Source organism: Lysobacter daejeonensis GH1-9 (assembly GCF_000768355.1).
In the GTDB taxonomy this organism is placed as follows: Bacteria; Pseudomonadota; Gammaproteobacteria; order Xanthomonadales; family Xanthomonadaceae; genus Aerolutibacter; species Aerolutibacter daejeonensis.
In genome coordinates, this window is record NZ_AVPU01000003.1 from 13,861 (window position 1) to 36,983 (window position 23,123).

The following is a 23,123-nucleotide window of genomic DNA, read 5'->3' on the forward strand; positions in this document are numbered from 1 at the left end:
TGGGCACCTTGGTCCACCGCAGCCCAGCCACGGCACCACCCGATTTGAGCGCTCCTCTGCACAGCCCTACAATAGCGACCCTCGCCGCCGCCGCCCGATGCGATGACGCCGCCCTGACCCGTAGCCGCAGTTCGCACGCGCCGCTGTCCATCGCGGCCGACGGGTCCGTTTACGTTTTTTTCCATCTGCAACGCGCGCCGCAATCGGCGTGCAGGAGCCATCCATGTCCGTCATCTATTCGCTGCGCGAGCAGTGGTTCGGCAATGTGCGCGGCGACATCCTCTCGGGTGTTCTGGTGGCGCTGGCCTTGATTCCCGAGGCGATCGCCTTCTCGCTGATCGCCGGTGTCGACCCCAAGGTCGGCCTGTACGCTTCGTTCTGCATCGCCGTGGTCACCGCTATCGCCGGCGGCCGGCCGGGCATGATCTCGGCGGCGACCGGGGCGATGGCGCTGGTGATGGTCGACTTGGTCAAGGACTACGGCCTGCAGTACTTGCTTGCCGCTACCATCCTTGCCGGTGTGTTGCAGATCATCGCGGCGGCGCTGCGCCTGAACACGCTGATGCGCTTCGTGTCACGCTCGGTGGTGATCGGCTTCGTCAACGCGTTGGCTATCCTGATCTTCCTTGCGCAGCTGCCGGAGCTGGTCGGCGTGCCGTGGGCGGTGTACGCGGTGTGCGCGGCGGGCCTCGCGATCATCTACCTGCTGCCGCTGCTGACCCGCGCGGTGCCTTCGCCGCTGGTGGCGATCGTGGTGCTGACCGGCGTCTGCATCAGCTTCGGCATCGACATCCGCACCGTCGGCGACATGGGCCAGCTGCCCGACAGTCTCCCGGTGTTCCTGCTGCCCGACATTCCGCTGACGATGGAAACGTTGCAGATCCTGCTGCCGGTTTCGGCCACGCTGGCCGTGGTCGGCCTGCTGGAGTCGCTGATGACGGCGCAGATCGTCGAGGACGCCACCGACACGCCAACCAATCGCCAGCGCGAATGCGCCGGCCAGGGCGCCGGCAACATCGTCGCCGGTTTCTTCGGTGGCATGGCCGGCTGCGCGATGATCGGGCAGTCGATGATCAACATTTCTTCCGGCGGCCGCGGGCGGCTGTCCTGCTTCATCGCCGGCGTGGTCTTGCTGCTGCTGGTCGTCTACGCCAGCGAGTGGGTGTCGAAGATCCCGATGGCGGCATTGGTAGCGGTGATGATCATGGTCAGCATCGGCACCTTCCACTGGAAGAGCGTGCTCGAACTGAAGTCGCACCCGAAGAGCGCCAACCTGATCATGATCGGCACCGTGATCGTAACCGTCGCCACCCACGACCTTGCCAAGGGCGTGCTGGTCGGCGTGCTGCTGACCGCGCTGTCGTTCTCGCGCCGGGTCAGCGTCATGTTGCGCGTCGACGACGAGGACCGCAGCGATGGCACGCGCGTGTACACCGTGCACGGCGAGGTGTTCTTCGCCAGCGCGGTGCAGTTCAGCAACAGTTTCGACTACCTGCACGCGACCAAGCGGGTGCTGATCGACCTCACCCACGCGCACTTCTGGGACACCAGTGCGGTGGCCGCGCTCGACCGCGTAGTAATCAAGCTGCGCAGGCATGGTGCCGAGGTCGAGGTGATCGGCCTGAACCAGGCCAGTGAGTCGCTGGTCGAGAGGTTGGCTACGCACCGCGACCAGGACGCGAGCTTGGCGGCGGGGCATTAGCGAGTAGGGGATAAAGAGCTCTCCCGCGCATAACCTCGCGGTGAGCGACCGACATGGCGGCGGAAAGCGGTGCTGAAGGCGCTGGCGGACGAGTAGCCTATGCGCGCGGCGACCTGCTCCATCGGCAGGCGCTCGCGGGCAATCAGATCCTTGGCAATCGCCATTCGCCACGTCAGCAGGTATTCCATCGGCGGCAGGCCCAGCGAATGCGTGAAGCGCTGGAAATACGCTGAGCGCGAAAGCGCCGCGACGTTGGCCAGTTGTTCAACCGTCCACGCTCGCGCCGGATCCCGGTGCATTGCCCGAATTGACGTCGCGAGCCTTTCATCCGCCAATCCGCGCATCAGGCCGGGCGGTGCGTCGTCCGCGGGCGCTGCACGCAACGCCTCGATCAACAGGACCTCCACCAAACGCGCCAGGATGAGCTCGCGCCCGGGGAGTGACTGCGCCGCTTCTTCGCGGATGAGGCGGACCAGTGCATCCAGGCGCACCAGGCCACGTACATGGACGACTTTGGGGAGGAACTGCGCGAGCAGGCTGACATCGGGAGAGCCGAACTCGAAGTACCCGCCCAACATGCGGGCATCCGGTTTACCTTCCTCCGGCCCGTAGTGCAGATCGTTCGTTCGCTGCGATGCCGCTATCGGATCGATCGGGTGGGGATCCACCGGCTCGAAACCAGAAAGGACAAAGGCCGGGGTCGTTGGCAGGAACACGAAATCGCCCGCTTCAAGGCGGATCGGGTCTGTACCTTCGACTTGCAGGAGACAGGCGCCTTCGGTCACCACGCAGAATCCGGGATGCCCGTAGGCCGTGTAGCGAACACCCCAGGCGCCCGTGCCGCTGATCCCCTTGGCGCGGATCTCTGCGGGTCTCAGCAGGGTGATCAGTTCGGTAAGCGGGTCGGACATTTTTGGATGATTGCGAATGAATATCGGACTTTACGTTATAGAGAGTCCTGCAATCGTGCCATACCGTAACTCCACCCTCAACCAAGGAGTTACGCAATGAAAACCGTCCTGATCACCGGCTGCTCGTCCGGCTATGGCTTGGAAACCGCCCGTCACTTCCATCGGCAGGGCTGGAGCGTGATCGCCAGCATGCGCACGCCGCAACCGGACATCCTTCCAGTGTCCGAGCGGATCCGGGTCCTGCGGCTCGACGTCACTGACCCGGACAGCGTCGCTGCAGCTGTACGTGATGCCGGGCCGATTGATGTCCTGGTGAACAACGCCGGTATCGGCGTGGTGGGGGCATTCGAGGCGACACCCATGGCGACCGTTCGGGAGGTCTTCCGGACTAATACCCTGGGGACGATGGCGATGTGCCAGGCGGTGATTCCCCAGATGCGTGAACGCCGTTCCGGCGTCATCGTCAATGTCACATCGAGCACGACGCTGGCCAGCATGCCGCTGGCGGCGGCCTATACCGCAAGCAAGACCGCGATCGATGGGTTCACCGGCTCCCTGGCTCACGAGTTGGGGTACTTCGGTGTGCGCGTCAAGCTGGTCGAACCGGGCTATGCGCCGTCGACGCGCTTTGCCGAAAACGGTGCGGAGCGCATGAACGGCCTGATACCAGACAGCTACGCCGGGTTTGCTGGCCCGATCTTCGAAGCGTTCGCCCAACCCGAGGCGATCACGTATCCGCAGGATGTTGCAGACGCCATTCTCCGGGCCGCAACGGACAGGACCGATCGGCTGCATTTTGCGGCGGGTGTCGATGCGGTCGCATTGGCGGGGCCCCGCTAGGGCCGTGGTGCTCGGTTGAGGGCGGTGATGGGGTCTGGGCCCCCTTGCATGGAGTCGGCAACTGCCTGGATGGGCCATGTCCCCTTCGCGTAGGGGCGCCGCCGACCGAAGCGTTATTACAATGACCGCCGCCGACCACCGACTCAGGTCGTGCACCAGGGGGCATCGCAAGCGTCTACGTCATTCCACCGTACCCAGGTGGTGTGTCGCTGTGCGCAAAACATGTCCCACCCGACATTCCACGTTGAAGGACCTGAATCGATGCGCCAACTCCTGCTGACCAGCCTCCTGCTGAGCCTCCCCGTTGCCGCCAAGGAGCAGCCCCAGTTACCCGATCAGCTGGCAGCGACGCACGGCTATGTGCATGTCGCCTTCCCCAAGGGCGGTGGTCAGGTGCTGACGGTGAAGCCCGTGGGGAAGGGCAAGCCGCAGCGGCTGGACACGTCGGCGACGGCGCATTCTGTAGGCAACGCGCAGGCCTTCGGCAAGTGGTTGCCGGCGGGGCGCTACAAGGTGGCGCAGTGGGGCCTGCTGAACTGGAATGAGGGGCCGGAGTTTGAGGTGCAGGCGGGACGGGTCACGGACCTGGGGGACCTGGCCGCGTTCGACGTGGGTGGCTATGCGACCGTGCTGGTGCCGTTGGTCCATGAGGAACACGCGGGCGCATTGCACGCGGCCACGCAGTCGTTCGCTTCGCTGTTGACGGACCCCGCGCCCATCACCGCCGGCATCGCACAGGTGCAGCCGCCGATCAACACCAACCAGGGCGGCACGGGGCTGGGGCTGGTCGCCGACCTTTTGATGGCCTATGACCGCAAGGTCAACAAACCGTCGACGCGCGAGGCGTTGAAGCAGGCGCGCGACCCCGCGGAGTTCGTGCGCCTGGCCCGCGCCGTCACGGTACCGCTGCAGGACGAGCCCGCGCGCCTGTCCGACGGCACGCTGCTGTTCCCGGCGGACCTGGGCCAGTTGCGCAAGCGCACGCCGGGCGGGGAGTGGAGCAGCGTCGGCATCGACACGTTGCGGCAGATCCTCTCGGTTGAAGCGGACGAGGGCCGCCTGCTCAGTGGCAGCGACGACGGCCGCGTGCGCGAGAGCCGCGACGCGGGTGCCACGTGGACGGAACTGAAGGCCTTTGCGCGAAACGAGGCCGTTGTCGATATCGACCACGCAGGCGGCACGTGGGTGGTGACCACCACCCAGGGCTTTGACGATCCGGACGCGCCACGCGGGGGCGGCCTGATCGCCGCAGCGAAGGGCACGCCCTCGATCCGCATGCGCGTCTACACCGGCAACGGCGCCGACCTGCGCGATCTGGTCGTGTCGAAGGAGTTTGTCATCGCGCCGAAGGACCAGATCGGTTGGCTGGGCGCTCGCGGCCAGCTCGTCGACGGCCAGTATTACGTGATGGCCGGCAACGGCCTGCAGCGCTTGGACATCGCCGGCGGACAGTGGTCAACGATCACGCCCGGAGAGCGCATCTCCTCCCATCGCGTCGACGTCGCCAGCGGGGTCATCACGGCGCTGTGGAGCCAGGGTGCGTTCTCGAAGGTGTACGTCTCGTCCGACAAGGGCGCTACCTGGGCCGCGATCGGTCGCCCGCCCTACATCATCTTCGACGTGCAGATGGACGGCCTCGACAAGGGCTGGGCGAGTCGCCTCAACATGGGCGCATTCAGCAGCAATTGGGAAACCTACAGCTACTCACCCGCGACGAAGGACTGGGCCCGTTCGGGGGAGGCACCGTTCCAGTGCAGGCTGATGCGCGTGTCTCCCGACTATCCGACCTTCTGCATCACGCCGGATGCCAGCGTGTTGGCGATGCGCGAGGGCAAGTGGGAAGTCGAGTTCTCGGGTAACTGAGGCCGGTTGCGTCGGCAGCGGGCCGCTGCGCCGGGCCGGGCGCCGTCACGCGGGGCGTCCGGCTTCGCCGCGGCGGTAGCGCAGCAGCCGGCCGCTGTAAGGAGGCAGGTCGTCGTCGTTCGTGGGCGAACGCAGGGAGTCGGCGGTATAGCCCTGCGACGCCATCAGGCGACTGAAACGCCCGCTGTTGCCGCGGCCCGGATCGACGACCCATACCTGTGCGGTGTCGCGCGCATGCCGCTGGATCACGCCGCTGACCAGCTCCGCATGCGCGGATTCGTAGAGCACGTCGCTGGCGATGATGATGTCGAAGTGGCCCAGCGAAGGGAGCGGAACATCCCAGCGCAGCTGCCGGTAGTGCACCGCGGGCAGCGCATTGAGTGCGGCGTTGTAGGCGAGGAACGGTTCGGCGAGCGGATGGATGTCGCTTGCCACGACGTCCACGCCGCGTTGCTGCAGCACCAGGCTGGCGAGGCCGATGCCACAGCCCAGTTCCAGGACGCGCTCGCCGTTGAATGTCGCGCGGTGCATCGCCTGCGCCAATGAATGGCCGGACGGCCACACCTGGCCGAACAGGCTCCACTGCGCGGATGAAATGCCGAGGCGTTCGCCATGGCCGTCGGGATCGGCGAACTGCTGCAGGTCGCTGAGGACGCGCAAGCGCCACTCATGACCACCGATGGTCACGCTCAGCTGGCGGGTGGAATAGCCGGGCACTGGCGCTCCCTTGACGTGCCCGGAGAACGGGCAATGACGCGTGAAGGGAGGCGAAGCCGGCGACGGAGTCGAAAGAAACGCGCGAATGCAGCGCTGCTGCGATCCCAGCCTACACGGAATTATCCGCCGGATGTGAAGAAGTCGCTGTCGCAACAGCAACCGATCAAGTTCGGGCCGGCACCTGCCTGGACCCCATGAAGTCCGCTTCTTGCCGGACGGAGTCACCGATGGACGGCCATTTGCGACCGGAAAAACAAATGGCCCCGCGAACGGGGCCATTTCGGAGCTTCGGTAACCTGCGCCTCAGTGGTGCAGCAGGATGTCGGCGATGACGCCCGTCGCCACGGCGATCAGGACGTACTTGCCGTCCGGGCTGCGCACCCAGCGGTGTCCACGGGGCGGCGGAGCCAGGTCATAGTGGCGGTAATCATCGACATAGATGCGCTTTTCGACGTAAACAACGCCGCGACGATAATCGTGCCGGTGCCGATGGCGATCATATCGGTCGTCGTCATCGTGATCGTGATCGTGATCGTGATGATGACGGTCGTGGTGCTTGTTCTTGGCGGTGGCCGCCATCGGCGACAGGAAGACGAAGCCGAACAGTACGGCGAACAGCAGGCGTTTCATGGGTTCCCCAAAGTTTTCGGTTGGCGTTGCGATCCTATGATGCTGCCCGCGTTTGTCCCGGTCGCAGTGAACAAACATTGACGGGCGTCGCTGTTCCTCCTTGACGTCCTTCATCCGGCCTTTAGTTTTGCGCTGGATCAGCGTCGATCCGCAATGGATTCGCGCGCCGGCGGGGACTGCGGCCAACCTCCGGCCAGCGCCTTGTAGAGGGCGATGGCGTTGAGCGCGCTGCGTGAGCGCCCATCGGCGAAGGCGTCTTCCGCCTGCAGCCGTGACCGCTCGACGTCGAGCATCTCGAACAGGCTGGTCGCACCCGCGTCGAAACGCACGCGTGCCAGGTCCGCGGCCCGTGCGCTGTCCGTCGCGGCGCGTTGCAGGTGCTCATCCTCCCGGCGCGCGCGATCCAGTCGGACCAGCGCGTCTTCGGTGTCCTGCAGCGCACGCAGGACCGATTGCTGGTAGTGCGCCAACGCCGCGTCACCGGCTGCGTCGGCACCGGCGATCCGTGCGCGGACGCGGCCTACGTCGAGGAAGGACCAGTCGATGCCGAGCGCGACCAGGCGGGTCTGGCTGTCGCGCTCGAACAAGGCGCCTGCTGCGCTTGCCTGAGTGCCCAGCAGGCCGCCCAGGGTGATGCGCGGGAACAGGTCCGCTGTGGCAATGCCTATGCGCGCGGTGGCGGCGTGCAGGCGCGCCTCAGCTGCGGCCACGTCCGGGCGGTGCCGCAGCACGTCGGCCGGGGTGCCGGGTTCGATCCGCGCAGGCAGCACGGGCAGCGGCGCCGGCTGCGAGAGCGTGGCGATCAGCGCATCCGGCGTGCGCCCGGTGAGGACCGCGATCCGGTGCATCGCCACCGCTTCCGCCGCTTCCAGGGCGGGAATGCGCGCGGACGTGGCTTCCAGTTGCGCGCGTGCGCGTGCGCCGTCGAAGTCGCTGGCGCCGCCGGCGTCCAGCCGCGCCTGCACCAGGTCGAGCGTGCGTTGCTGGTTGTCGCGGTTCTCGCGGGCCACGCGCAGGCGTTCCTGCAGGCCGCGCAGTTCGACATAGGCCGCGGCCACGTCGCCGGCCACCACGACTTGCGCGGCGCGCAGGTCGGCGGCGCTGGCCTCGGCGTCGGCCGTGCCCGCCTCGACGCTGCGCCGGATCCGGCCGAACAGGTCGAGTTCCCAACTGGCGGCGATGCCGGCCTGGTAGCTGCGCGCGTCGCGGTCATCGCGTGCCACGCCGGGAAGCTGGTCGGCACTGCTGCGCGTGTCGGCGGCCTGGCCGTCCGCGGTGATCGTGGGTAGCCGGTCGAAACGCGCGCCGCGCAGCAGGGCCGTGGCCTGGTCGTGGTTGGCAAGCGCGATGCGCAGGTCGTGGTTCGCGCGCAGCGCATCGGCGACCAGTGCCGACAGGGTGGGGTCGCCGAACGCGTCCCAGAACGGCGCATCGGCGGCGGCTGGCGCCACCGATGCCTCCGTGGCCGGCGCCCGGGCGAAGGTCGCCGATGCCGGCATGTCCGGCTTCACGAAGTCAGGCCCCACCGCGCACGCAGACAGCAAGGCGGTGGCGAGTGCGGTGAACGCCAGTCGCCTCACCACGGCAGCACCTCGTCGCGGTAGTAGTAGCCGCCGTTGGGGCCGTCTTCGTCGATCAGCGCGAGCCTGACGCTGGTGCGCGCGCCCTCGGGCACGCTGATCTCGCCCTCGCCGCCGTTCATGTCGGTCTGCACGTAGCCGGGGTGGATGGTGTTGACCTTGATGGTGCTGTCCTTCAGTTCATACGCCAGTTGCACCGTCCATGCGTTCACCGCGCTCTTGGAGACGTTGTAGGCCGGCACCTTGAAGTCGTAGATGAACGACGCCGGATCGCTGTGCAGCGCATTCGAGCCAAGGATGCTGGACACGTTGACGATGCGGCCGGCCGCGGACTTGTGCAGCAGCGGCAGGAAGGCCTGGGTGGTCGCGATCACGCCGAACACGTTGGTGTCGAAGGTCTTGCGCCAGGTCTGCTGCGACTGGCCCGACACTTTCTGCGCCGGGTCGTCGAGCAGGATGCCGGCGTTGTTGATCAGGATGTCGAGCCGGCCATGCCGTGCCTCCACCTGCTGCACTGCGGAGGCGATGCTGTCCGCATCGGTGACGTCGAGACCGATGGCCTCGACCGGAAGGCCCTGCGACTGCAGTTTCAGCGCGGCGTCGACGGCCTTGCCGCGATCGCGTCCGGCGAGCAGCACGTGCACGCCGGTTTCGGCGAGCTGGCGCACGGTCTCCAGGCCGATGCCGCGGGTGGCGCCGGTGACGAGGGCGATCTTGTCTTGTGTGGTCATGGGGAGGGTCCTTGGAATGAGGGGAGGGAATCAGGCCTCGAGCGCCGGCGCGTCCGCGGCGTGAGAGACCAGTGGCCGCCCGGCGAGCTTGCGCAGGGCGACGTAGAACACCGGGGTGAGGAACAGGCCGAACAGGGTCACGCCCAACATGCCGGCGAACACGGTGATGCCGGTGACCGAGCGCACCTCGGCGCCCGCGCCATGCGACAGCACCAGCGGCACGGTGCCGGCGATGAATGCGACCGAGGTCATCACGATCGGGCGCAAGCGCAGACGGCAGGCTTCCAGCGCGGCGTCGACCACGCCCTTGCCCTGCAATTCCAGTTCGCGTGCGAACTCGACGATCAGGATCGCGTTCTTGCAGGCCAGGCCCATCAGCACGACCAGTCCGACCTGAACGAACACGTTGTTGTCGCCACCGGTCAGCCACACGCCGAACAGCGCGGATAGCAGGGTCATCGGCACGATCAGGATCACCGCCAGCGGCAGCGTCCAGCTTTCGTACAGCGCGGCCAGCACCAGGAAGGCGAGCATCACCGCGAGCGGGAAGATCACCTGCGCGGCATTGCCCTGGGTCGCCTGCTGGTAGCTCAGGTCGCTCCAGTCGATGCCCATGCCGGGCGGCAGCGCCTTGCCGGCCAGCTCGGTGACCTTGGCCATCGCTTCGCCGGACGACAGCACGCGCGGATCCGCATTGCCCAGCAGGTCGGCGGCCGGATAGCCGTTGAAGCGGATCACCGGGTCGGGCCCGTAGGTGTGGCGGATATCCACCACCGCGCCGATCGGCACCATCTCGCCATTGGCGTTGCGCGTGCGCAGCTTGGCAATGTCGGACACGTTGTCGCGGAACGGCGCGTCCGCCTGCGCCACCACCTGCCAGGTACGGCCGAACATGTTGAAGTCGTTGACGTAGGCCGAACCCAGGTAGGTCTGCAGGGTGTCGAACAGCTCGGTCAGCGGCACGCCCTGCGCCTTGGCCTTGGTCCGGTCCACCACCGCATCCAGCTGCGGCACGTTGGCCTGGTAGCTGGTGATCGGATAGCCGAGGCCCGGCGTCTGCGCCGCCGCGCCCTGGAATGCCTGCACCGCGTTCTGCAGTTCGCCATAGCCCAGGCGCGTGCGGTCCTCGACGAACAGCGACCAGCCCGAACCGTTGCCCAGGCCCTGGATCGGCGGCGGCATGAAGGCGAAGGTGAAGCCTTCCTGGATGCCGGCGAACTTCTGGTTGAGCTCGGCGGTGATTTCCTCGGCCGTACGCGAGCGTTCGCTGAAGGGCTTCAGGGTGAAGAACACCACGCCGTTGTTCGGGGTGTTGGTGAACTGCAGGGGGTTCAGTCCGGGGAAAGCGACCTCGTTCTGGACGCCTTCGACGCCTTTCGCGATCTTGGCCATCTGCTTCAATACCGCGTCGGTGCGCTCGATGGAGGCGCCTTCGGGCATCTTCACGCCGGCGATCAGGTACAGCTTGTCCTGTTCCGGGATGAATCCGGCCGGTACCGCCTTGAACATCAGGCCCGCGCCGACCAGCAGTACGGCGTACACCACGAACACCGCGCCACGGCGGCCCAGCGCGCGACCGACCGCGCCTTCATAGCCATGCGAGCTGCGGGCGAAGAAGCGGTTGAACGGGCGGAATACCCAGCCGAACAGGCGGTCGATCAGGCGCGACGGTGCGTCCTTCGCCGCATCGCGCGGCTTCAGCAGCTTGGCGGCCAGCGCCGGCGACAGGGTCAGCGAATTGATCGCGGAAATCACCGTGGAGATCGCGATGGTCACCGCGAACTGCTTGTAGAACTGCCCGGTGACGCCGCTGAGGAAGGCCATCGGCACGAACACCGCGCACAGCACCAGTGCGATCGCGATGATCGGCCCGGAAACTTCGCGCATGGCCAGGTGCGCCGCCTGCAGCGGCGTCGCGCCATGCTCGATGTGGCGCTCGACGTTCTCCACCACCACGATGGCGTCGTCGACCACGATGCCGATGGCCAGCACCAGTCCGAACAGGGTCAGGGTGTTGATCGAGTAGCCCAGCAGGTACAGCACCGCGAAGGTGCCCACCACCGACACGGGAACCGCCAGCAGCGGGATGATCGAGGCGCGCCAGGTCTGCAGGAACAGGATCACCACCAGCACGACCAGCAGGATCGCCTCGAACAGCGTGGTCACCACCGACTTGATCGAGTCGCGCACGAAGATGGTGGTGTCGTAGATCGACTGGATCTCCACGCCCGGCGGCAGGGTCGGGCGCAGTTCGTCCATCTTCGCCACCACCGCATCGCGGATCTGCAGTGCGTTCGCGCCCGGCGCCTGGAAGATGCCGATCGCCGCCGCGTTCTTGCCGTCCAGGCGCGCACGCAACGTGTAGTCGCCGGCTGCAAGCTCGATGCGTGCCACGTCGGCCAGTCGCACCACTTCGCCGTCGGTGCCGCTCTTGAGCACGATGTCGCCGAACTCCTTGGCGGTCTCCAGGCGGCCGCGCGCATTGATTGGCAGCAGGAAGTCGCTCTTGCCCGGCATTGGCTCCGCGCCGATCTGCCCTGCCGAGACCTGCACGTTCTGTTCGCGCACAGCGCGCAGCACATCGCCGGCGGTCAGCCCGCGCGAGGCGACCTTGTCCGGGTCGAGCCACAGCCGCATCGCGTAGTCACCGCCGCCGAACAACTGCGCGTCGCCCACGCCCGGGATCTTCGCCAGCGAATCCTTGACGTGCAGGCGCATGTAATTGCGCAGGTACAGCGAGTCGTAGCGGCCGTCCTTCGAGGTCAGGTGCACCACCATCAGGAACACCGGCGACTGCTTCTGGGTGGTGACGCCTTGCCGGCGCACGTCCTCGGGCAGGCGTGCGAGGGCCTGCGAGACGCGGTTCTGCACCTTGACCGTGGCTTCGTCCGGGTCGGTGCCCGGGCGGAACGTCACGGTGGTCTGCAGTACGCCGTCGGAGCCTGCGACCGACTTGTAATACATCATGCCTTCGACGCCGTTGATCGCTTCCTCCAGCGGCGTCGCCACGGTTTCCGCGATCACCTTGGGGTTGGCGCCGGGATACACGGTGCGCACCACCACCGAAGGCGGGACGACGTCGGGGTATTCGCCGACCGGAAGCAGCGGGATGGTGATCAGCCCCGCGGCGAAGATCACGATCGACAGCACCGCCGCGAAGATCGGTCGGTCGATGAAGAATTTGGAGAAGTCCATGGCCATCCTTCCTGCGGACAAGCCGCGGGCGTGCCGCGCGTGGCGCGGCGAATCAGAATCCGGTCCGCGACCTGCCCGTATGGGGGAGGGGCAGGGCAGGCCGCGACCGGCGGGGAGGAGAAAAAAATCAGCGCTGGGCGACGGCGGCCTCTGCTCCGGTGCGGGTGGCCGCTCGCATCGCTACCACCTTCGGTGCCACCGGCATGCCGGGCATGAACACCTTCTGCAGTCCGTTCACGATCACCTTGTCGCCGGGCTTGAGGCCGGAGTCGATCACACGCAAGCCGTTGACCACCGGGCCCAGTGACACGTCGCGCCGTTGCGCGGTGTTGTCCGCGCCGAGCACGTAGAGGTACTTGCGGTCCTGGTCGGTAAGCACCGCCTTGTCGTCCACCAGCAGCGCCTGCGCGGTGCCGGTACCGGCCAGGCGCACGCGCGCGAACAGGCCCGGCATCAGCACGCGGTCAGGATTGGGGATGCGTGCCCGCGCGCGGATCGTGCCGGTACCCGGATCCACCTGGTTGTCGACCGAGGCCACCGTGCCTGCGTGCGGATAGCCGTCCTCGCTGACCAGCCCGACCTGCACCGGATTGTGCGCGACGGCTTGCGCACCATCGCTGGACTGCTGGCCGTATCGCAACCAGGCGCGTTCGTCGGCTTCAAAATCCACGTACACCGGATCCTGCGAGACCACGGTGGTCAGCAAGGTGGCGTCCGCCTGCGCGAGGTTGCCTGCGGTGACCAGCACGCGCCCGGCACGGCCGTCGATCGGCGAACGTACTTCGGTGAACTGCAGGTCGAGCCGGGCCGCGGCGACGGCGGCTTCGGCGGCGCGCACTGCGGCGTTGCCCTGGCGGCTGGCGGCGGTGCGGGATTCGAAGTCCTCGCGCGAGATGGCCTTGGCTTCGATCAGGGTCCGGGCGCGCGCGTTCTGTGCGGCCGCAAGACTGGCCTCGCTGCGAGCGCGTTCCAGTTGTGCCTGCGCCTGGTCCAGCGCGGCGCGGTAGGGGCGGGGATCGATCACGTACAACAGTTCGCCCTTGCGCACATCCTCGCCTTCGACGAAAGCCACGCGCTGCACGTAGCCGCTGACGCGCGGGCGCAGTTCGACCGAATCCACCGCCGATACCCGGCCGGTGAATTCGTCCCAGCGCTGCACGGGTTCGGACAGCACGGTGGCGACGCTCACTTGCGGGGCGGGCATCGCTGCCGACGGTGCGGCTTCGCTGCCGCAGGCCGCGAGTACCGCCGCGGCCAGGATGCCGAGCAGGGGCATTGCGAAGGGGGGGCGCCGGCGCTGCGGCGCGATCGTTTCAAGGGGTTTCATGGGGAAGGCGTCCGGGCAGGAGAGGGGGGAGGGAGCGGATCGAGGCGAGCAGGGCACGCGCGTCACGGAGGTCGCGCGCAGGGGCATCGTTTTGGGTGGCCGCGGCCTTTGGATGGTCAGTGCGGAAGTCGATGACCGGCGGGGTGCGTGTGCGGCCCGCATCCAGCATGGCAAGCGCGCGCTGGCCCACGGCGAGCGCCTTGGGCCAGGCGCTGCCGGCCCGCGCGGTGTTCGACTCGGTGTGCACGGGCGCATCGAGCGCCAGCAATTGCACGCGTACGCCCTGGCCGGCAGCTTCGTCATGCAGGACCCGCACCATCATGCGCAATGCTGCGGCGGCTATCGAGCAATGACCGTAGCCCGCCCACGGATAGTCACCGCCGGGTCCACCGATCAGCACGTAGCCGCTGCTGCCGTCGCGCGGCAGCAGCGGCAGCAGGTGCCGCGCCGCGAACAACTGTGGCATCAGGTCCTGGTCCAGCGTGTCGCGGAGCATGTCTGCCGGTTGATCCAGCAGGCGCGCACAGTCGTGGCGACCGCCAATGCTGGCGACCACCGCGGCAATGCCTGCACGCGCATGTGCACGCACCAGGGCGGCCAGTTGCGCGGCATCGGCATCGCTGGTGATCGACGCCGGGAGGGTGGCCAAGGCCGCGCCCTCATGCCGCAGCTGCAATGCCTTGAGCGCGGCGGTGTCCTGATCGACCGCCAATACCGACCAACCGGCTTCAATCGCTGCCTGCACCACGCCGCGGCCGACATTGCCACCCGCGCCCAGCACCAGAATGGTCGGTACGATTGTCCCGATTTCGACTGTCCCGCTCACAGGAAAGATTCTCCCGCCCGTGGGATGGTGCCGTCATTGCCGCCCTTCGCGAATATCTTGTCGGCCCAGCGCAACAGGGCAGGGAAGACCATGGCGACGACTACCGCGGCGGCGGCCCAGGCGATCGGCATGGGAGCGCCAAGTACTTGAACGATAAGGATGGCGGTCAGAGCGATCGCATCCAAGGCCAACAGCGCTACGAAGCTGGCATAGGACAGCAGGCGGCGGGGCGAGGAGCGCATGGCGGCGAATCCGGCAGTGGTAACGGCGCCTACCTTAGGCCTGTATACCGGACTTGATTAGTCCCGAATTAGGGGAATAATTGTCCATCAGGTGGGCCAATCGCCCATCCCTCCCCGGAGCCACGCATGTCCCACGATCTCAACGACACCCTGATCTTCGTCAAGGTGGTGGAGCACGGCAGTTTCATCAGCGCGGCGAAGTCCCTGCGCCTGCCCAAGACCACGGTCAGCCGCAAGGTACAGGAACTGGAAACGCGGCTGGGCGCGCAACTGCTGAACCGCACGACGCGCAAGCTTGGCCTGACCGAAGCCGGCAACGTGTATTTCGAACACTCACAGCGGATCGCGCGCGATCTCAATGAAGCCGAGAGCGCGGTGAGCCAGTTGCAGGCCGGGCCGCGCGGTTGGCTGCGCTTCACCGCGCCGTATTCGATCGGCATCGACAAGATCGCGCCGCTGCTGGGTGAGTTCCACATGCGCCATCCCGAGGTGCGCGTGGAAATGCTGCTGTCGAATGAGCCGCTGGACCTGATCGGCAGCGAGATCGACGTCGCCCTGCGCATCGGCGCGTTGCCCGATTCCTCGCTGGTGGCGCGCAAGCTGGGCACGCTCAACACGCAGGTGTATGCGGGCAGCGCCTACATCGCGCGTTACGGTGAGCCGCTGCATCCCGACGAGTTGCAATACCACCGCACCCTCGCCATGCAGAAGAATCGCCAGGGCAACGGCTTCCAATGGTCGTTGGACGACGGCAGCGGCAGGCGCAATTTCACGATCCACCCGGTGCTGGTGGCCAACGATCCCGCTGCGCTGAAGGGCGCGTTGATGTGCGGCGAGGGCGTGGCCATCGCCGCCGACGTGATGGTCAAGCCGTACGTGGAGCAGGGCTTCGTCAAGCGCGTGCTGGCGGGCTGGGCCGGCGGAGAGTACGAACTGAACGCGGTGTTCCCGCGCGGGCATGCGCGCTCGCCGAAGGTGCGCGCATTCGTCGACTTCCTGCTGGAGCGGTTGAACCTCGACATCGACTACATGTCAGCGCATTGCCCTTACTCGAAACGCGACGGCTCCGGCGTGGATGCGATGGTTGCAAGCCAGGGCAGCGACGAGGAGGTCGGGAGGCGCATCCTGGAAGCGGCGGCGGGCGACTGAGGCGCGCTTGAGCTTTCGATTGTTGGCTGCGAGCCTTGCGCCTGTCTGCCGCATCAGCAACGGACGGGCGCGAAGCCGGTTACAGGATTACTTGTCGAGGAACTTAACGAGTGCGGGAATCGTCTGGTCCGGTGCTTCTTCCATCAGCCAGTGCCCGGAGCCCTTGATGATCACGCCTTCAACGTTGGTAGCCACGAGCCGACCTTGGTCGATCAGGAACTGGCCGCCTGCCTTTTCACCTGACAGCACCAGCATGGGCATCTGTAGCTTGGTCTGGGCGAAACCCGCAAAGTCCTTGGCGTCCTGCTCGAAATTCTTGAAGTACTCGAAGCCAGCCCGCATGCCACCGGGCTTTGCATACTCGGCTGCGTAGAACTGGCGGTCTGCTTCGGAAATGGAGTGGGTGCGGTCGGCCGCAAAGTCGTTCCAGAAGTGCTCGAAGTAGGTACGTTCGCGGCCATCAACCAGCTTCAGTGGCGTTTCGCCGTAGAAGTGAAAATGCCACAGGTCGCGCAACAGCCAGACCTTGGTCCAGTCGCCGACCCCGGGTAGGAAGGCGTCCATCAGCACGATGCTCTCGACTTCGTCCGGGTACTGGGCCGCGTAGGCATAGGCGACCATCAGGCCGATGTCATGGCCCACGATCTTGACCTTGGGATAGCTGAGGGACTTCACCAGCGCGTGGATGTCCTGGGCCAAAGTCTTCTTGTCATAGCCCCCCTCCGGCTTGGAGGACGAGCCCGCACCGCGGAGGTCGGGCGCTATCACTACATGGCGATCGGCCAGTTGAAGCATCAGGGGGCGCCACATGTGGCTGGTTTCGGCATAGCCATGCAGCAGCACGATCGGCGATTCACCGCCTTTGCCGGCCTGGAGGTAGTGCAGGGTGACGCCGTTGACGGTTGCGGAGTGACTGCTGATGGCGTCGTTGCCGGCTGCCTGGGCAGTCGACTGCATGGCCAGGATCATCAACAGTGCCGTGGCAGCACGTTGAAGGGGACGTAGCAAGGTGTTCATGACGATATCCTTGAGGTGGGGGCGCCGTACCAACGGGTACTAGACTGCAACGCGGAAGCAAGTACCCATCGGCCGGGGCGAAATGTGGCGAGAGTCTGTTTTGCGCCTAGAGTTGGCTCATGCCGCCGTCGGCGATGATCTCCGTGCCGATGATGTAGGCGGATTCGGGTGACGAAAGATGCAGCACCGTCGCCGCGATCTCCTCCGGCGTGCCGAAGCGGCCCAGCGGAATCTGGTTCTGGATCTGCGCAGCCGTGGCTTCGAGTGTGGCGGCATCCAGGCCGAGCTTTCCGTAGATCGGGGTCGACACCGGTCCCGGACTGAGCACATTGACGCGAACGCCGCGTGGCAGCAGCTCGGCTGACAGTGTCCTGGCCAACGAAATGACGGCGGCTTTGCTGGCGGCATACACGGAGGTGTTGGGCATGCCGATGCGTGCATTGATCGAACCGTTGATGACGATCGACGCACCCGGGTTGAGCAGCGGCAACAGAGCCTGGACCTGGAAGTACGGGCCCTTGATGTTGGTGTTGAATATCTGGTCCCACAGGGCCTCGTCCACGTCCGGGAAGGCGGCAAACTTCGCGGCGCCGGCATTGACGAACAAGGCGTCGAGGCGCAGGTCGCTCGCCGCCAGGGCCGCGGCGAGCGATTTGGCATCCGCCGTGTTGCCGGCGTCGTTTACCAGCGCGATGGCGTGGGGCCCCAGGTCAGCCTTGACCTGTTCGAGTGTCGTGGCGTCGCGGCCCGTAATGACCACGCGCGCGCCTTCTGCGATGAACGCCTTGGCGGTGGCCAGGCCAATGCCGCTACTGCCGCCGGTGACGAGAATGGTCTTGTTTGTGAAACGGTTCATGGTGATGTCCTTCGATGCCAGCCAAGTGCTGTGACCGCATACTGGCGCCTCGTTTCCGGGTTTCCGTGCCACAATCACGATGAACTCGTTCGAAGGTGTCGAACATGTTGTCGGCAGACGAATTGGCCCTGCTGGAAGCCATCCGGGAAAGCGGCAGCCTGTCTCGAGCTGCCGCCAGATTGGGGAAGGCACCTTCCACGGTTTCGCATGCGGCGCGTCAGCTCGAGGCGCGTTTCGATGCGCTGTTATTCGACCGCCGCCGCTACCGTCTGCAACTCACCCCAGCCGGCCACCTGCTGGCGCAGGAAGCCGCCCGCCTGATGTTGGACGTGTCGCGATTGACGCAGCGGGTCAAACAGGTGGCGGGAGGCTGGGAGGATCGCCTCTGGATCGTCACGGACGAAATCCTCGAATTCGAAACCTTGTTGCCTGTCATTCGCGCATTCGACGCGCTGAAGTCTGGCGTCACGCTGCGTATTACCCATGAAGTCCTCACCGGAACCTGGGATGCATTGCGTGATGGCCGCGCGGACCTGGTAGTGGGCGCAACCAACGAGCCGCCCATCATTCCCGGCCTGCGCTGGTTCGAGCTAGGCGTCATGGACTGGGTGTTTGCGGTGTCGCCACGCCATCCACTGGCCAAGGCCAGCGAACCGGTGGAGGGGTCTGCGGTCCTCCAGCACCGCGCCGTAGTGGTGGCCGATACGTCGAGAAGAGTGGATGTTCGTGGTTACGGCGTGCTTGGTGGGCAGCCATTGCTGGCGGTGCCCAGCATGTACGCCAAGATCCTGGCCCAGTGCGAAGGGCTGGGGGTGGGCTGGTTGCCGCGCGATCGCATTGCCGGTCTGCTCAAGCGTGGTGATCTTGTAGAGAAGAAAATGGCAGATCCGCGCGAGCCCAATCTCCTGTATGTAGCTTGGCGCGGCGATCATCAGGGCCGCGCATTGGAGTGGTGGCTGGCGCAATTGCAGAACAAGCGTCTGGCATCGCGCCTAGTCAAGGGCATCGACATCATCGCAACGACCTGGTAGTCGATCCCGGGATCGCGCCCGCCGGCTTTACCGTAGCGGGTGCACGAGCGCAAAGGATCTAAGCTACGCCCCATGACCATCCTCCTCACCGACTTCGCCCGCCCGCGCCTTTTCCCCCGCGAACCGCGCCGGAACACCATCCAGGACATCACCCCCGAGCAGTTCGAGCGGCACCTCAACGAGGTGCCGCCGCTGAAGGTGCTGGACGGCTACGCGCCGTTCTGCAAGCTGCACGTTCACCGCAACTGGACGTCCACGCGCTGCCTGGCGGTGCCCATCACGGGTGGCAACCGGCACCTGCTACGCTCGGACTACGAGGCGCGCACCAAGGAGGAGCTGCCGGTGCTGGTGCGCTGGTTCGAGGGCCTGGAGCCGCCGGTGGCGGCCTACCTCATCGTCATCCTCTACAGCCGCGAGCAGCTCGCCAGGGAGGGCTCAGTGATCGACGCGGACTGGGGGGTGGTCGGCTGCATGTACACCGCCGATCCGGAAGAGACGCCGATGGCACCGGTCACCATGATGCGCAACGCGCTGGGCGTGGAGGAGGGCGGCTCCGGCGTGCCGCTGGACCGCGAGGCGTATGCGCGCAGCGTGGAGTTCTGGCGGGCGCATGCCAATTGGCGGGGTTGAGCCGGACGGTCGCGCCTCATTCGCCGTTCTCGCTCGTGACCGGGCTTGAACCTCATCGAGGAACTGGACCCTCCGGTGGATTGCAATGCCGTGCCGGGTCGGTAACGCTGCGCCTTCCTCCCCGTGTTGCGCCGATCTGCCCATGTCGGACTTCACCGTACAAACGCTGCTCGCCACGCCGCTGATCGAGGTCCGCGATGTCGTGTGCGCCGGTACCTGTCGCCACAAGGGCCCGGTCGAGCAGGCCGGACGTACGCAGTTGGTCTTCCCGTACCGCGGCAGTTACGTGCGCCACGCCGACACCGGCGAGGCGGTGGCCGATGCCAGCCAGGTACTGTTCTTTAGCGCCGGCGAGGACTACCAGGTCAGCCATCCGAACCCCGGCGGGGACGCCAGCCTGGCGCTGACCGTGGACGAGCAGCTGTTGCGCGAGATCGCGCCCGCGACGCTCCTGTATGAGGGCAGCCCGCTGCGCTTCCGTCTGCCGCGCCTGCGCATCGATCCGCGTGCGCAGGTGCTGGTGGCGATGCTGCGCCACGCGCTGCGCGAGGGTGTCGCCGAGCCGTTGGAAGGCGAAAGCCTGGCGCTGACGTTGGTGCACCGTGCGCTCGCGCCGCGCGCCACGCATGAGGCGGGTGCCAGCCACGGTCGACAGCGACTGGTCGACCGCGCCAAGCTGGTGCTGGCGCGCGATCTGGCGCGGCGCTGGACCCTGGCCGAGGTCGCCGCCGAGGTAGGCGTGTCGGCGGTGTACCTCACCCAGAGCTTCCGCGATGTGGAGGGCGTGCCGCTGTACCGCTACCAGCTGCGGCTGCGATTGGCGCGCGCGCTGGACCTGCTCGGCCAGTACGACGACATCACCGAACTCAGTCTGCACCTGGGCTTCTCCAGTCACAGTCATTTCACCGCGGCATTCCAGCAGGCCTACGGGCGGACTCCCAGCGAGTTCCGGCAGGCGGCACTGCACCGTTAGCTGGGATCGCGTCGCTGCCTTGGGGGCGGCTCGCTAAAGTTTTCGACAGCGCCGTCGCCGCCAGCCGCGTTCTACTGTGCCTGCCCAATCCCGGGCCTGACCAGAGCACGACCATGAGCGAGAAGACCTGTGCCGCCTGCGACTATCCGTTGGACGAGAACGCCATCCAGGTCCGCGTTGGCGGACAAACCGTGGAAGTCTGCTGCGAGGAGTGCGCGGTCAAGCTGAGGGAAGCTTACGCCTCTGCCACCTCGGCGCAGCAGGGCTGAGTGGGGGAATGACCGTGCGGAACGCCTCCACGCAGCACGCCGCCACCCGCCGTTTCCAGGCCCTGCACGTGCCCGGCGACCCCTTGGTGCTTTTCAACGCGTGGGACCCGGGCAGTGCCCGCGCGGTGGCCGACGCCGGTGCGCAAGCAATCGCCACCGGCAGTTGGTCGGTGGCAGCCGCCAATGGCTTCGATGACGGCGAACACCTGCCGCGGGCACTGGCGATGGACAACTTGCGCCGCATCGTCGCCGCCGTCCCGCTGCCGGTGACGGTGGACCTGGAAAGCGGTTATGGCGATGCGCCGGGAGCGGTCGCCGCCACCGTCGTGGCGGCGCTGGACGCCGGTGCGGCCGGCTGCAACCTCGAGGACAGCTTCCCCGCCGATGGCACGCTGCGCGATACCGCCGACCAGGTGGCGCGCCTCGTCGCCGCACGCAAGGCGGCGGACGCCGCCGGCATCGCTCTTTACATCAACGCGCGCACTGATGTGTTCTTCCAGAAGCCGGCCGCCGCGCATGACATGGCGATGGTTGACGCAGCGCTGCAGCGAGCCCGCGCCTATGCCGATGCGGGCGCCAGCGGCCTGTTCGTGCCGGGGGTGGTGGCTGAGTCGCTGATAGCGCGTCTCGCAGCGGAATCGCCGCTGCCGGTCAACATCATGGTCATGCCGGGCGTGCCCGATCGCCAGCGGCTCGCGGAACTCGGCATCGCGCGCATCAGCCATGGGCCTGGCCCATACCGGGGCGCGATGCAGTGGCTGACCGAGGCTGCGCGGGCGGCGATGGGGTGACCTGATCCACACCCGCGCAGTTTCTGGCCTACTTCACGGACTCACGCCACTGGACGTTGCCAAAGCCGATCTGAACGGCTTTCTCAATCTCAACAACAGGCACGGCCTTGAACTCAAAGAACGGCGTCCATGCGCCATGCACCTGCAACGCGGCGACCGCCGAGTCCGTTTCAACCAGCGCCAGGCCTCCTGTTCCATCGGCATACGAGTAATGGGCCTTGAACACATATTCGGTGGGCGGTTTCCAGTTGGCGAACAGAGCGAGCGCACGTTTCTGCGACTCCTCAGTGGCATTGGGGCGCACCCGGTAGCTGACTGCGAACAACATGACTGCCTCCTTCGTGGGAATGAACGATCATCCCCCTCCGCTCCCCTTACCCTGGGCGGACCCTGGAAGCAGCGTGCTACCGGATCAACGTTCATAGCCAACGCCCACCGGTGGGAAAAGCGGCCGGTCTAGTACCCCCCACACAGGTGCCTTTCATTCGCTCACGGTCAAGGATCATCACTACGGCGACAAAACCGCCCAATCCACGCCCCAGTTGAACTTGTCGCCATCGCTATACGGGCTCTTGTCGCCGAAATACACCTCAAGGTAATTGCCCGGCGTCAGTACGCCTATCTCACGGATATGTTGATCCTGGCAAGTCGAAAACAGGTAACAGCTCACCGGACGGAACTCGAAGTCGAAACCGCGGATCACGATGCGGCTCGCTGGGCCGCAGGCATCGATGGGTTTGCGTTCCCCTCCACCGATCACATCGTTTCCTGAGGAGTGGCCCAGTCGCGCGACCATCGAGGGCGGCAGATATGCGTATTCGAGCTCGAACTTGTACACGTCGTCTGAATCGCTGTCGTCCTCGTCCTTGAAGTGGGCGTGGAGGACGCCGTCCTGCTCCCACAGGCCGATACGCCGCAGGTGGTGGTCGTCCGCGGGGAAGAAGAAGCTGAAACCCACGATGACGAAGACGTGGTCGGGCGATGGCCGGTCCAGTTGCCAGCTGCAGGTTTTCCGGCAGAAGTCGAACGTCTTGCGCCGTTGGACGCCGTTCGCGGGCACGTCCGCGTGTTCGACCTTGTAGAAGATCTGATCGTCACGGCCCCTGTCCTGCAGCGTAATGAAGATCTGCCCCGGTGGCACGGCCGAGGATTCGGGACTCGGGTCCCGGATCGGAGAAGCTGGTTCCACCGCAATCGCTTCGATGTGGTTGTCGCCGTTCGTGTAGCGCATGTAGAAGGATTCCAGTAACGGCACTCCGGCGACGGGGTACGGCTGGAACGTGCCGGCGGTGGAAAAGCCTGAGGCGTCGGCGGCCGACGCGTGCATCGGCGAAGCGGAAAGGACGGCCAACAGGAGTCCACGGGCGCTGGCGCGGACGGCGGTTTGGAAGGTTTGTGCCATGGCCGTTCTCCGTTTGCTCGCCGAGCGCATCGCTACAGATGCAGGTTGAACGTCGGCTCTGATTCCTTCACGCACCGCGACTGGCGCACCTCGCAGCGTTCGTGCTCGTCGCACCCTTCGCGCCTGACGAAGCACGCACAGATCACTTGTTTTCCGTCGAGCACGCCGAAGCCGCGGCAGGGCTTGTCGTTGACACAAGTTCCCTGCTCGCCATTGCGATAGCGGGGGGCGCAATCGCCGCGGCTGGGGACCCGCGGTAGCAACGGCGCGGGCTGGCCGGTGGTACGGAATGCTTCGACCGGGGGAGCGCGACCGATCGAGACGGAGTCGACCTGCGGCTGCGTGCCAAGCGTCCCCATGGAACAGGCCGTGGCCAGCAACACCAGACTCGGTGAAAGCCACCACTTCGAGACGCCACGTGGAGTGCGCATCGGCCCTCTC

At 66.3% G+C, this 23,123-nt stretch carries 23 protein-coding genes; 9 read left to right on the plus strand and 14 right to left on the minus strand.

The window, feature by feature from the left end:
• The first annotated feature begins 223 nt into the window (after positions 1 to 223).
• Positions 224 to 1,702 carry a SulP family inorganic anion transporter gene (locus N800_RS02325; RefSeq protein ID WP_036134379.1) on the plus strand — a complete coding sequence of 493 codons (1,479 nt, stop codon included), beginning with the start codon at positions 224 to 226 and terminating at the stop codon, positions 1,700 to 1,702.
• On the opposite strand, the gene N800_RS02330 is transcribed toward N800_RS02325, so the two are convergent.
• On the minus strand, positions 1,699 to 2,613 hold the full coding sequence (locus N800_RS02330; protein ID WP_036134381.1) for an AraC family transcriptional regulator: 915 nt from the start codon (positions 2,611 to 2,613) through the stop codon (positions 1,699 to 1,701). The two genes, N800_RS02325 and N800_RS02330, sit on opposite strands and share 4 nt — an antisense overlap.
• A 96-nt stretch (positions 2,614 to 2,709) precedes the next feature.
• Here N800_RS02330 and N800_RS02335 point away from each other — a divergent pair, with 96 nt between their 5' ends.
• Together N800_RS02335 and N800_RS02340 are read left to right on the plus strand one after the other, a co-directional pair.
• The gene (locus tag N800_RS02335; RefSeq protein WP_036134383.1) at positions 2,710 to 3,453 is read left to right on the plus strand and encodes an SDR family oxidoreductase; all 744 of its coding nucleotides are present in this window, start codon (positions 2,710 to 2,712) and stop codon (positions 3,451 to 3,453) included.
• Between the two features lie 261 nt (positions 3,454 to 3,714).
• Positions 3,715 to 5,316 (plus strand): hypothetical protein, encoded by a 1,602-nt coding sequence (locus N800_RS02340; RefSeq protein ID WP_036134385.1) that lies wholly within the window; start codon positions 3,715 to 3,717, stop codon positions 5,314 to 5,316.
• Between the two features lie 45 nt (positions 5,317 to 5,361).
• Here the strand turns inward: N800_RS02340 and N800_RS02345 are convergent, their stop codons facing one another.
• The 8 genes from N800_RS02345 to N800_RS02380 all read right to left on the minus strand — a co-directional run bounded on the left by N800_RS02345 (position 5,362) and on the right by N800_RS02380 (position 14,564).
• On the minus strand, positions 5,362 to 6,033 hold the full coding sequence (locus N800_RS02345; RefSeq protein ID WP_036134388.1) for a class I SAM-dependent methyltransferase: 672 nt from the start codon (positions 6,031 to 6,033) through the stop codon (positions 5,362 to 5,364).
• A gap of 303 nt (positions 6,034 to 6,336) precedes the next feature.
• On the minus strand, positions 6,337 to 6,663 hold the full coding sequence (locus N800_RS02350; RefSeq protein WP_052107828.1) for an RcnB family protein: 327 nt from the start codon (positions 6,661 to 6,663) through the stop codon (positions 6,337 to 6,339).
• Positions 6,664 to 6,800: 137 nt separating this feature from the next.
• Positions 6,801 to 8,246 carry an efflux transporter outer membrane subunit gene (locus tag N800_RS02355; protein WP_036134390.1) on the minus strand — a complete coding sequence of 482 codons (1,446 nt, stop codon included), beginning with the start codon at positions 8,244 to 8,246 and terminating at the stop codon, positions 6,801 to 6,803.
• The gene (locus tag N800_RS02360; RefSeq protein WP_036134392.1) at positions 8,240 to 8,974 is read right to left on the minus strand and encodes an SDR family oxidoreductase; all 735 of its coding nucleotides are present in this window, start codon (positions 8,972 to 8,974) and stop codon (positions 8,240 to 8,242) included. The genes N800_RS02355 and N800_RS02360 overlap by 7 nt, the downstream gene beginning before the upstream one ends.
• Positions 8,975 to 9,004: 30 nt before the next feature.
• Entirely contained in the window at positions 9,005 to 12,169 is a 3,165-nt protein-coding gene (locus N800_RS02365; protein WP_036134394.1) for an efflux RND transporter permease subunit, read from the minus strand.
• Positions 12,170 to 12,296: 127 nt separating this feature from the next.
• Positions 12,297 to 13,445, minus strand: a complete 1,149-nt coding sequence (locus N800_RS02370) for an efflux RND transporter periplasmic adaptor subunit (protein WP_084087104.1) — start codon at positions 13,443 to 13,445, stop codon at positions 12,297 to 12,299.
• Positions 13,446 to 13,482: 37 nt separating this feature from the next.
• Positions 13,483 to 14,322 (minus strand): SDR family oxidoreductase, encoded by an 840-nt coding sequence (locus N800_RS02375; RefSeq protein WP_198032447.1) that lies wholly within the window; start codon positions 14,320 to 14,322, stop codon positions 13,483 to 13,485.
• Positions 14,319 to 14,564 (minus strand): hypothetical protein, encoded by a 246-nt coding sequence (locus N800_RS02380; protein WP_036134396.1) that lies wholly within the window; start codon positions 14,562 to 14,564, stop codon positions 14,319 to 14,321. Before N800_RS02380 ends, N800_RS02375 begins: the two co-directional genes overlap by 4 nt.
• Positions 14,565 to 14,690: 126 nt before the next feature.
• Between N800_RS02380 and N800_RS02385 the strand changes: the two genes are divergently transcribed.
• Positions 14,691 to 15,713 carry a LysR family transcriptional regulator gene (locus tag N800_RS02385; RefSeq protein WP_036134398.1) on the plus strand — a complete coding sequence of 341 codons (1,023 nt, stop codon included), beginning with the start codon at positions 14,691 to 14,693 and terminating at the stop codon, positions 15,711 to 15,713.
• A gap of 87 nt (positions 15,714 to 15,800) precedes the next feature.
• Here N800_RS02385 and N800_RS02390 read toward each other — a convergent pair whose 3' ends face one another.
• The gene (locus tag N800_RS02390; protein WP_036134400.1) at positions 15,801 to 16,730 is read right to left on the minus strand and encodes an alpha/beta fold hydrolase; all 930 of its coding nucleotides are present in this window, start codon (positions 16,728 to 16,730) and stop codon (positions 15,801 to 15,803) included.
• A gap of 106 nt (positions 16,731 to 16,836) precedes the next feature.
• A complete protein-coding gene (locus tag N800_RS02395) occupies positions 16,837 to 17,586 on the minus strand; it encodes an SDR family oxidoreductase (RefSeq protein ID WP_036134402.1) in 750 nt (249 codons plus the stop codon).
• Between the two features lie 104 nt (positions 17,587 to 17,690).
• On the opposite strand from N800_RS02395, the gene N800_RS02400 reads away from it, so the two are divergent.
• From N800_RS02400 to N800_RS02415, 5 genes are all read left to right on the plus strand, one after another.
• Positions 17,691 to 18,617: a LysR family transcriptional regulator gene (locus tag N800_RS02400; protein ID WP_036134404.1), complete on the plus strand. Its 927-nt coding sequence runs from the start codon at positions 17,691 to 17,693 to the stop codon at positions 18,615 to 18,617.
• A 72-nt stretch (positions 18,618 to 18,689) separates the two neighbouring features.
• Positions 18,690 to 19,247, plus strand: a complete 558-nt coding sequence (locus N800_RS02405; RefSeq protein ID WP_036134406.1) for a DUF3228 family protein — start codon at positions 18,690 to 18,692, stop codon at positions 19,245 to 19,247.
• Between the two features lie 142 nt (positions 19,248 to 19,389).
• Positions 19,390 to 20,220, plus strand: a complete 831-nt coding sequence (locus N800_RS02410) for a helix-turn-helix transcriptional regulator (RefSeq protein ID WP_036134409.1) — start codon at positions 19,390 to 19,392, stop codon at positions 20,218 to 20,220.
• 113 nt (positions 20,221 to 20,333) lie between these two features.
• Entirely contained in the window at positions 20,334 to 20,489 is a 156-nt protein-coding gene (locus tag N800_RS16040) for a hypothetical protein (protein ID WP_198032448.1), read from the plus strand.
• 8 nt (positions 20,490 to 20,497) lie between these two features.
• Entirely contained in the window at positions 20,498 to 21,280 is a 783-nt protein-coding gene (locus N800_RS02415; protein ID WP_036134411.1) for an isocitrate lyase/PEP mutase family protein, read from the plus strand.
• Between the two features lie 28 nt (positions 21,281 to 21,308).
• On the opposite strand, the gene N800_RS02420 is transcribed toward N800_RS02415, so the two are convergent.
• The 3 genes from N800_RS02420 to N800_RS02430 form a co-directional block, all read right to left on the minus strand.
• Positions 21,309 to 21,608 (minus strand): DUF3303 domain-containing protein, encoded by a 300-nt coding sequence (locus tag N800_RS02420; protein WP_036134413.1) that lies wholly within the window; start codon positions 21,606 to 21,608, stop codon positions 21,309 to 21,311.
• A 180-nt stretch (positions 21,609 to 21,788) separates the two neighbouring features.
• The gene (locus N800_RS02425) at positions 21,789 to 22,682 is read right to left on the minus strand and encodes a hypothetical protein (protein WP_036134416.1); all 894 of its coding nucleotides are present in this window, start codon (positions 22,680 to 22,682) and stop codon (positions 21,789 to 21,791) included.
• Positions 22,683 to 22,714: 32 nt separating this feature from the next.
• Entirely contained in the window at positions 22,715 to 23,113 is a 399-nt protein-coding gene (locus N800_RS02430; RefSeq protein WP_156962840.1) for a hypothetical protein, read from the minus strand.
• Positions 23,114 to 23,123: the final 10 nt, after the last annotated feature.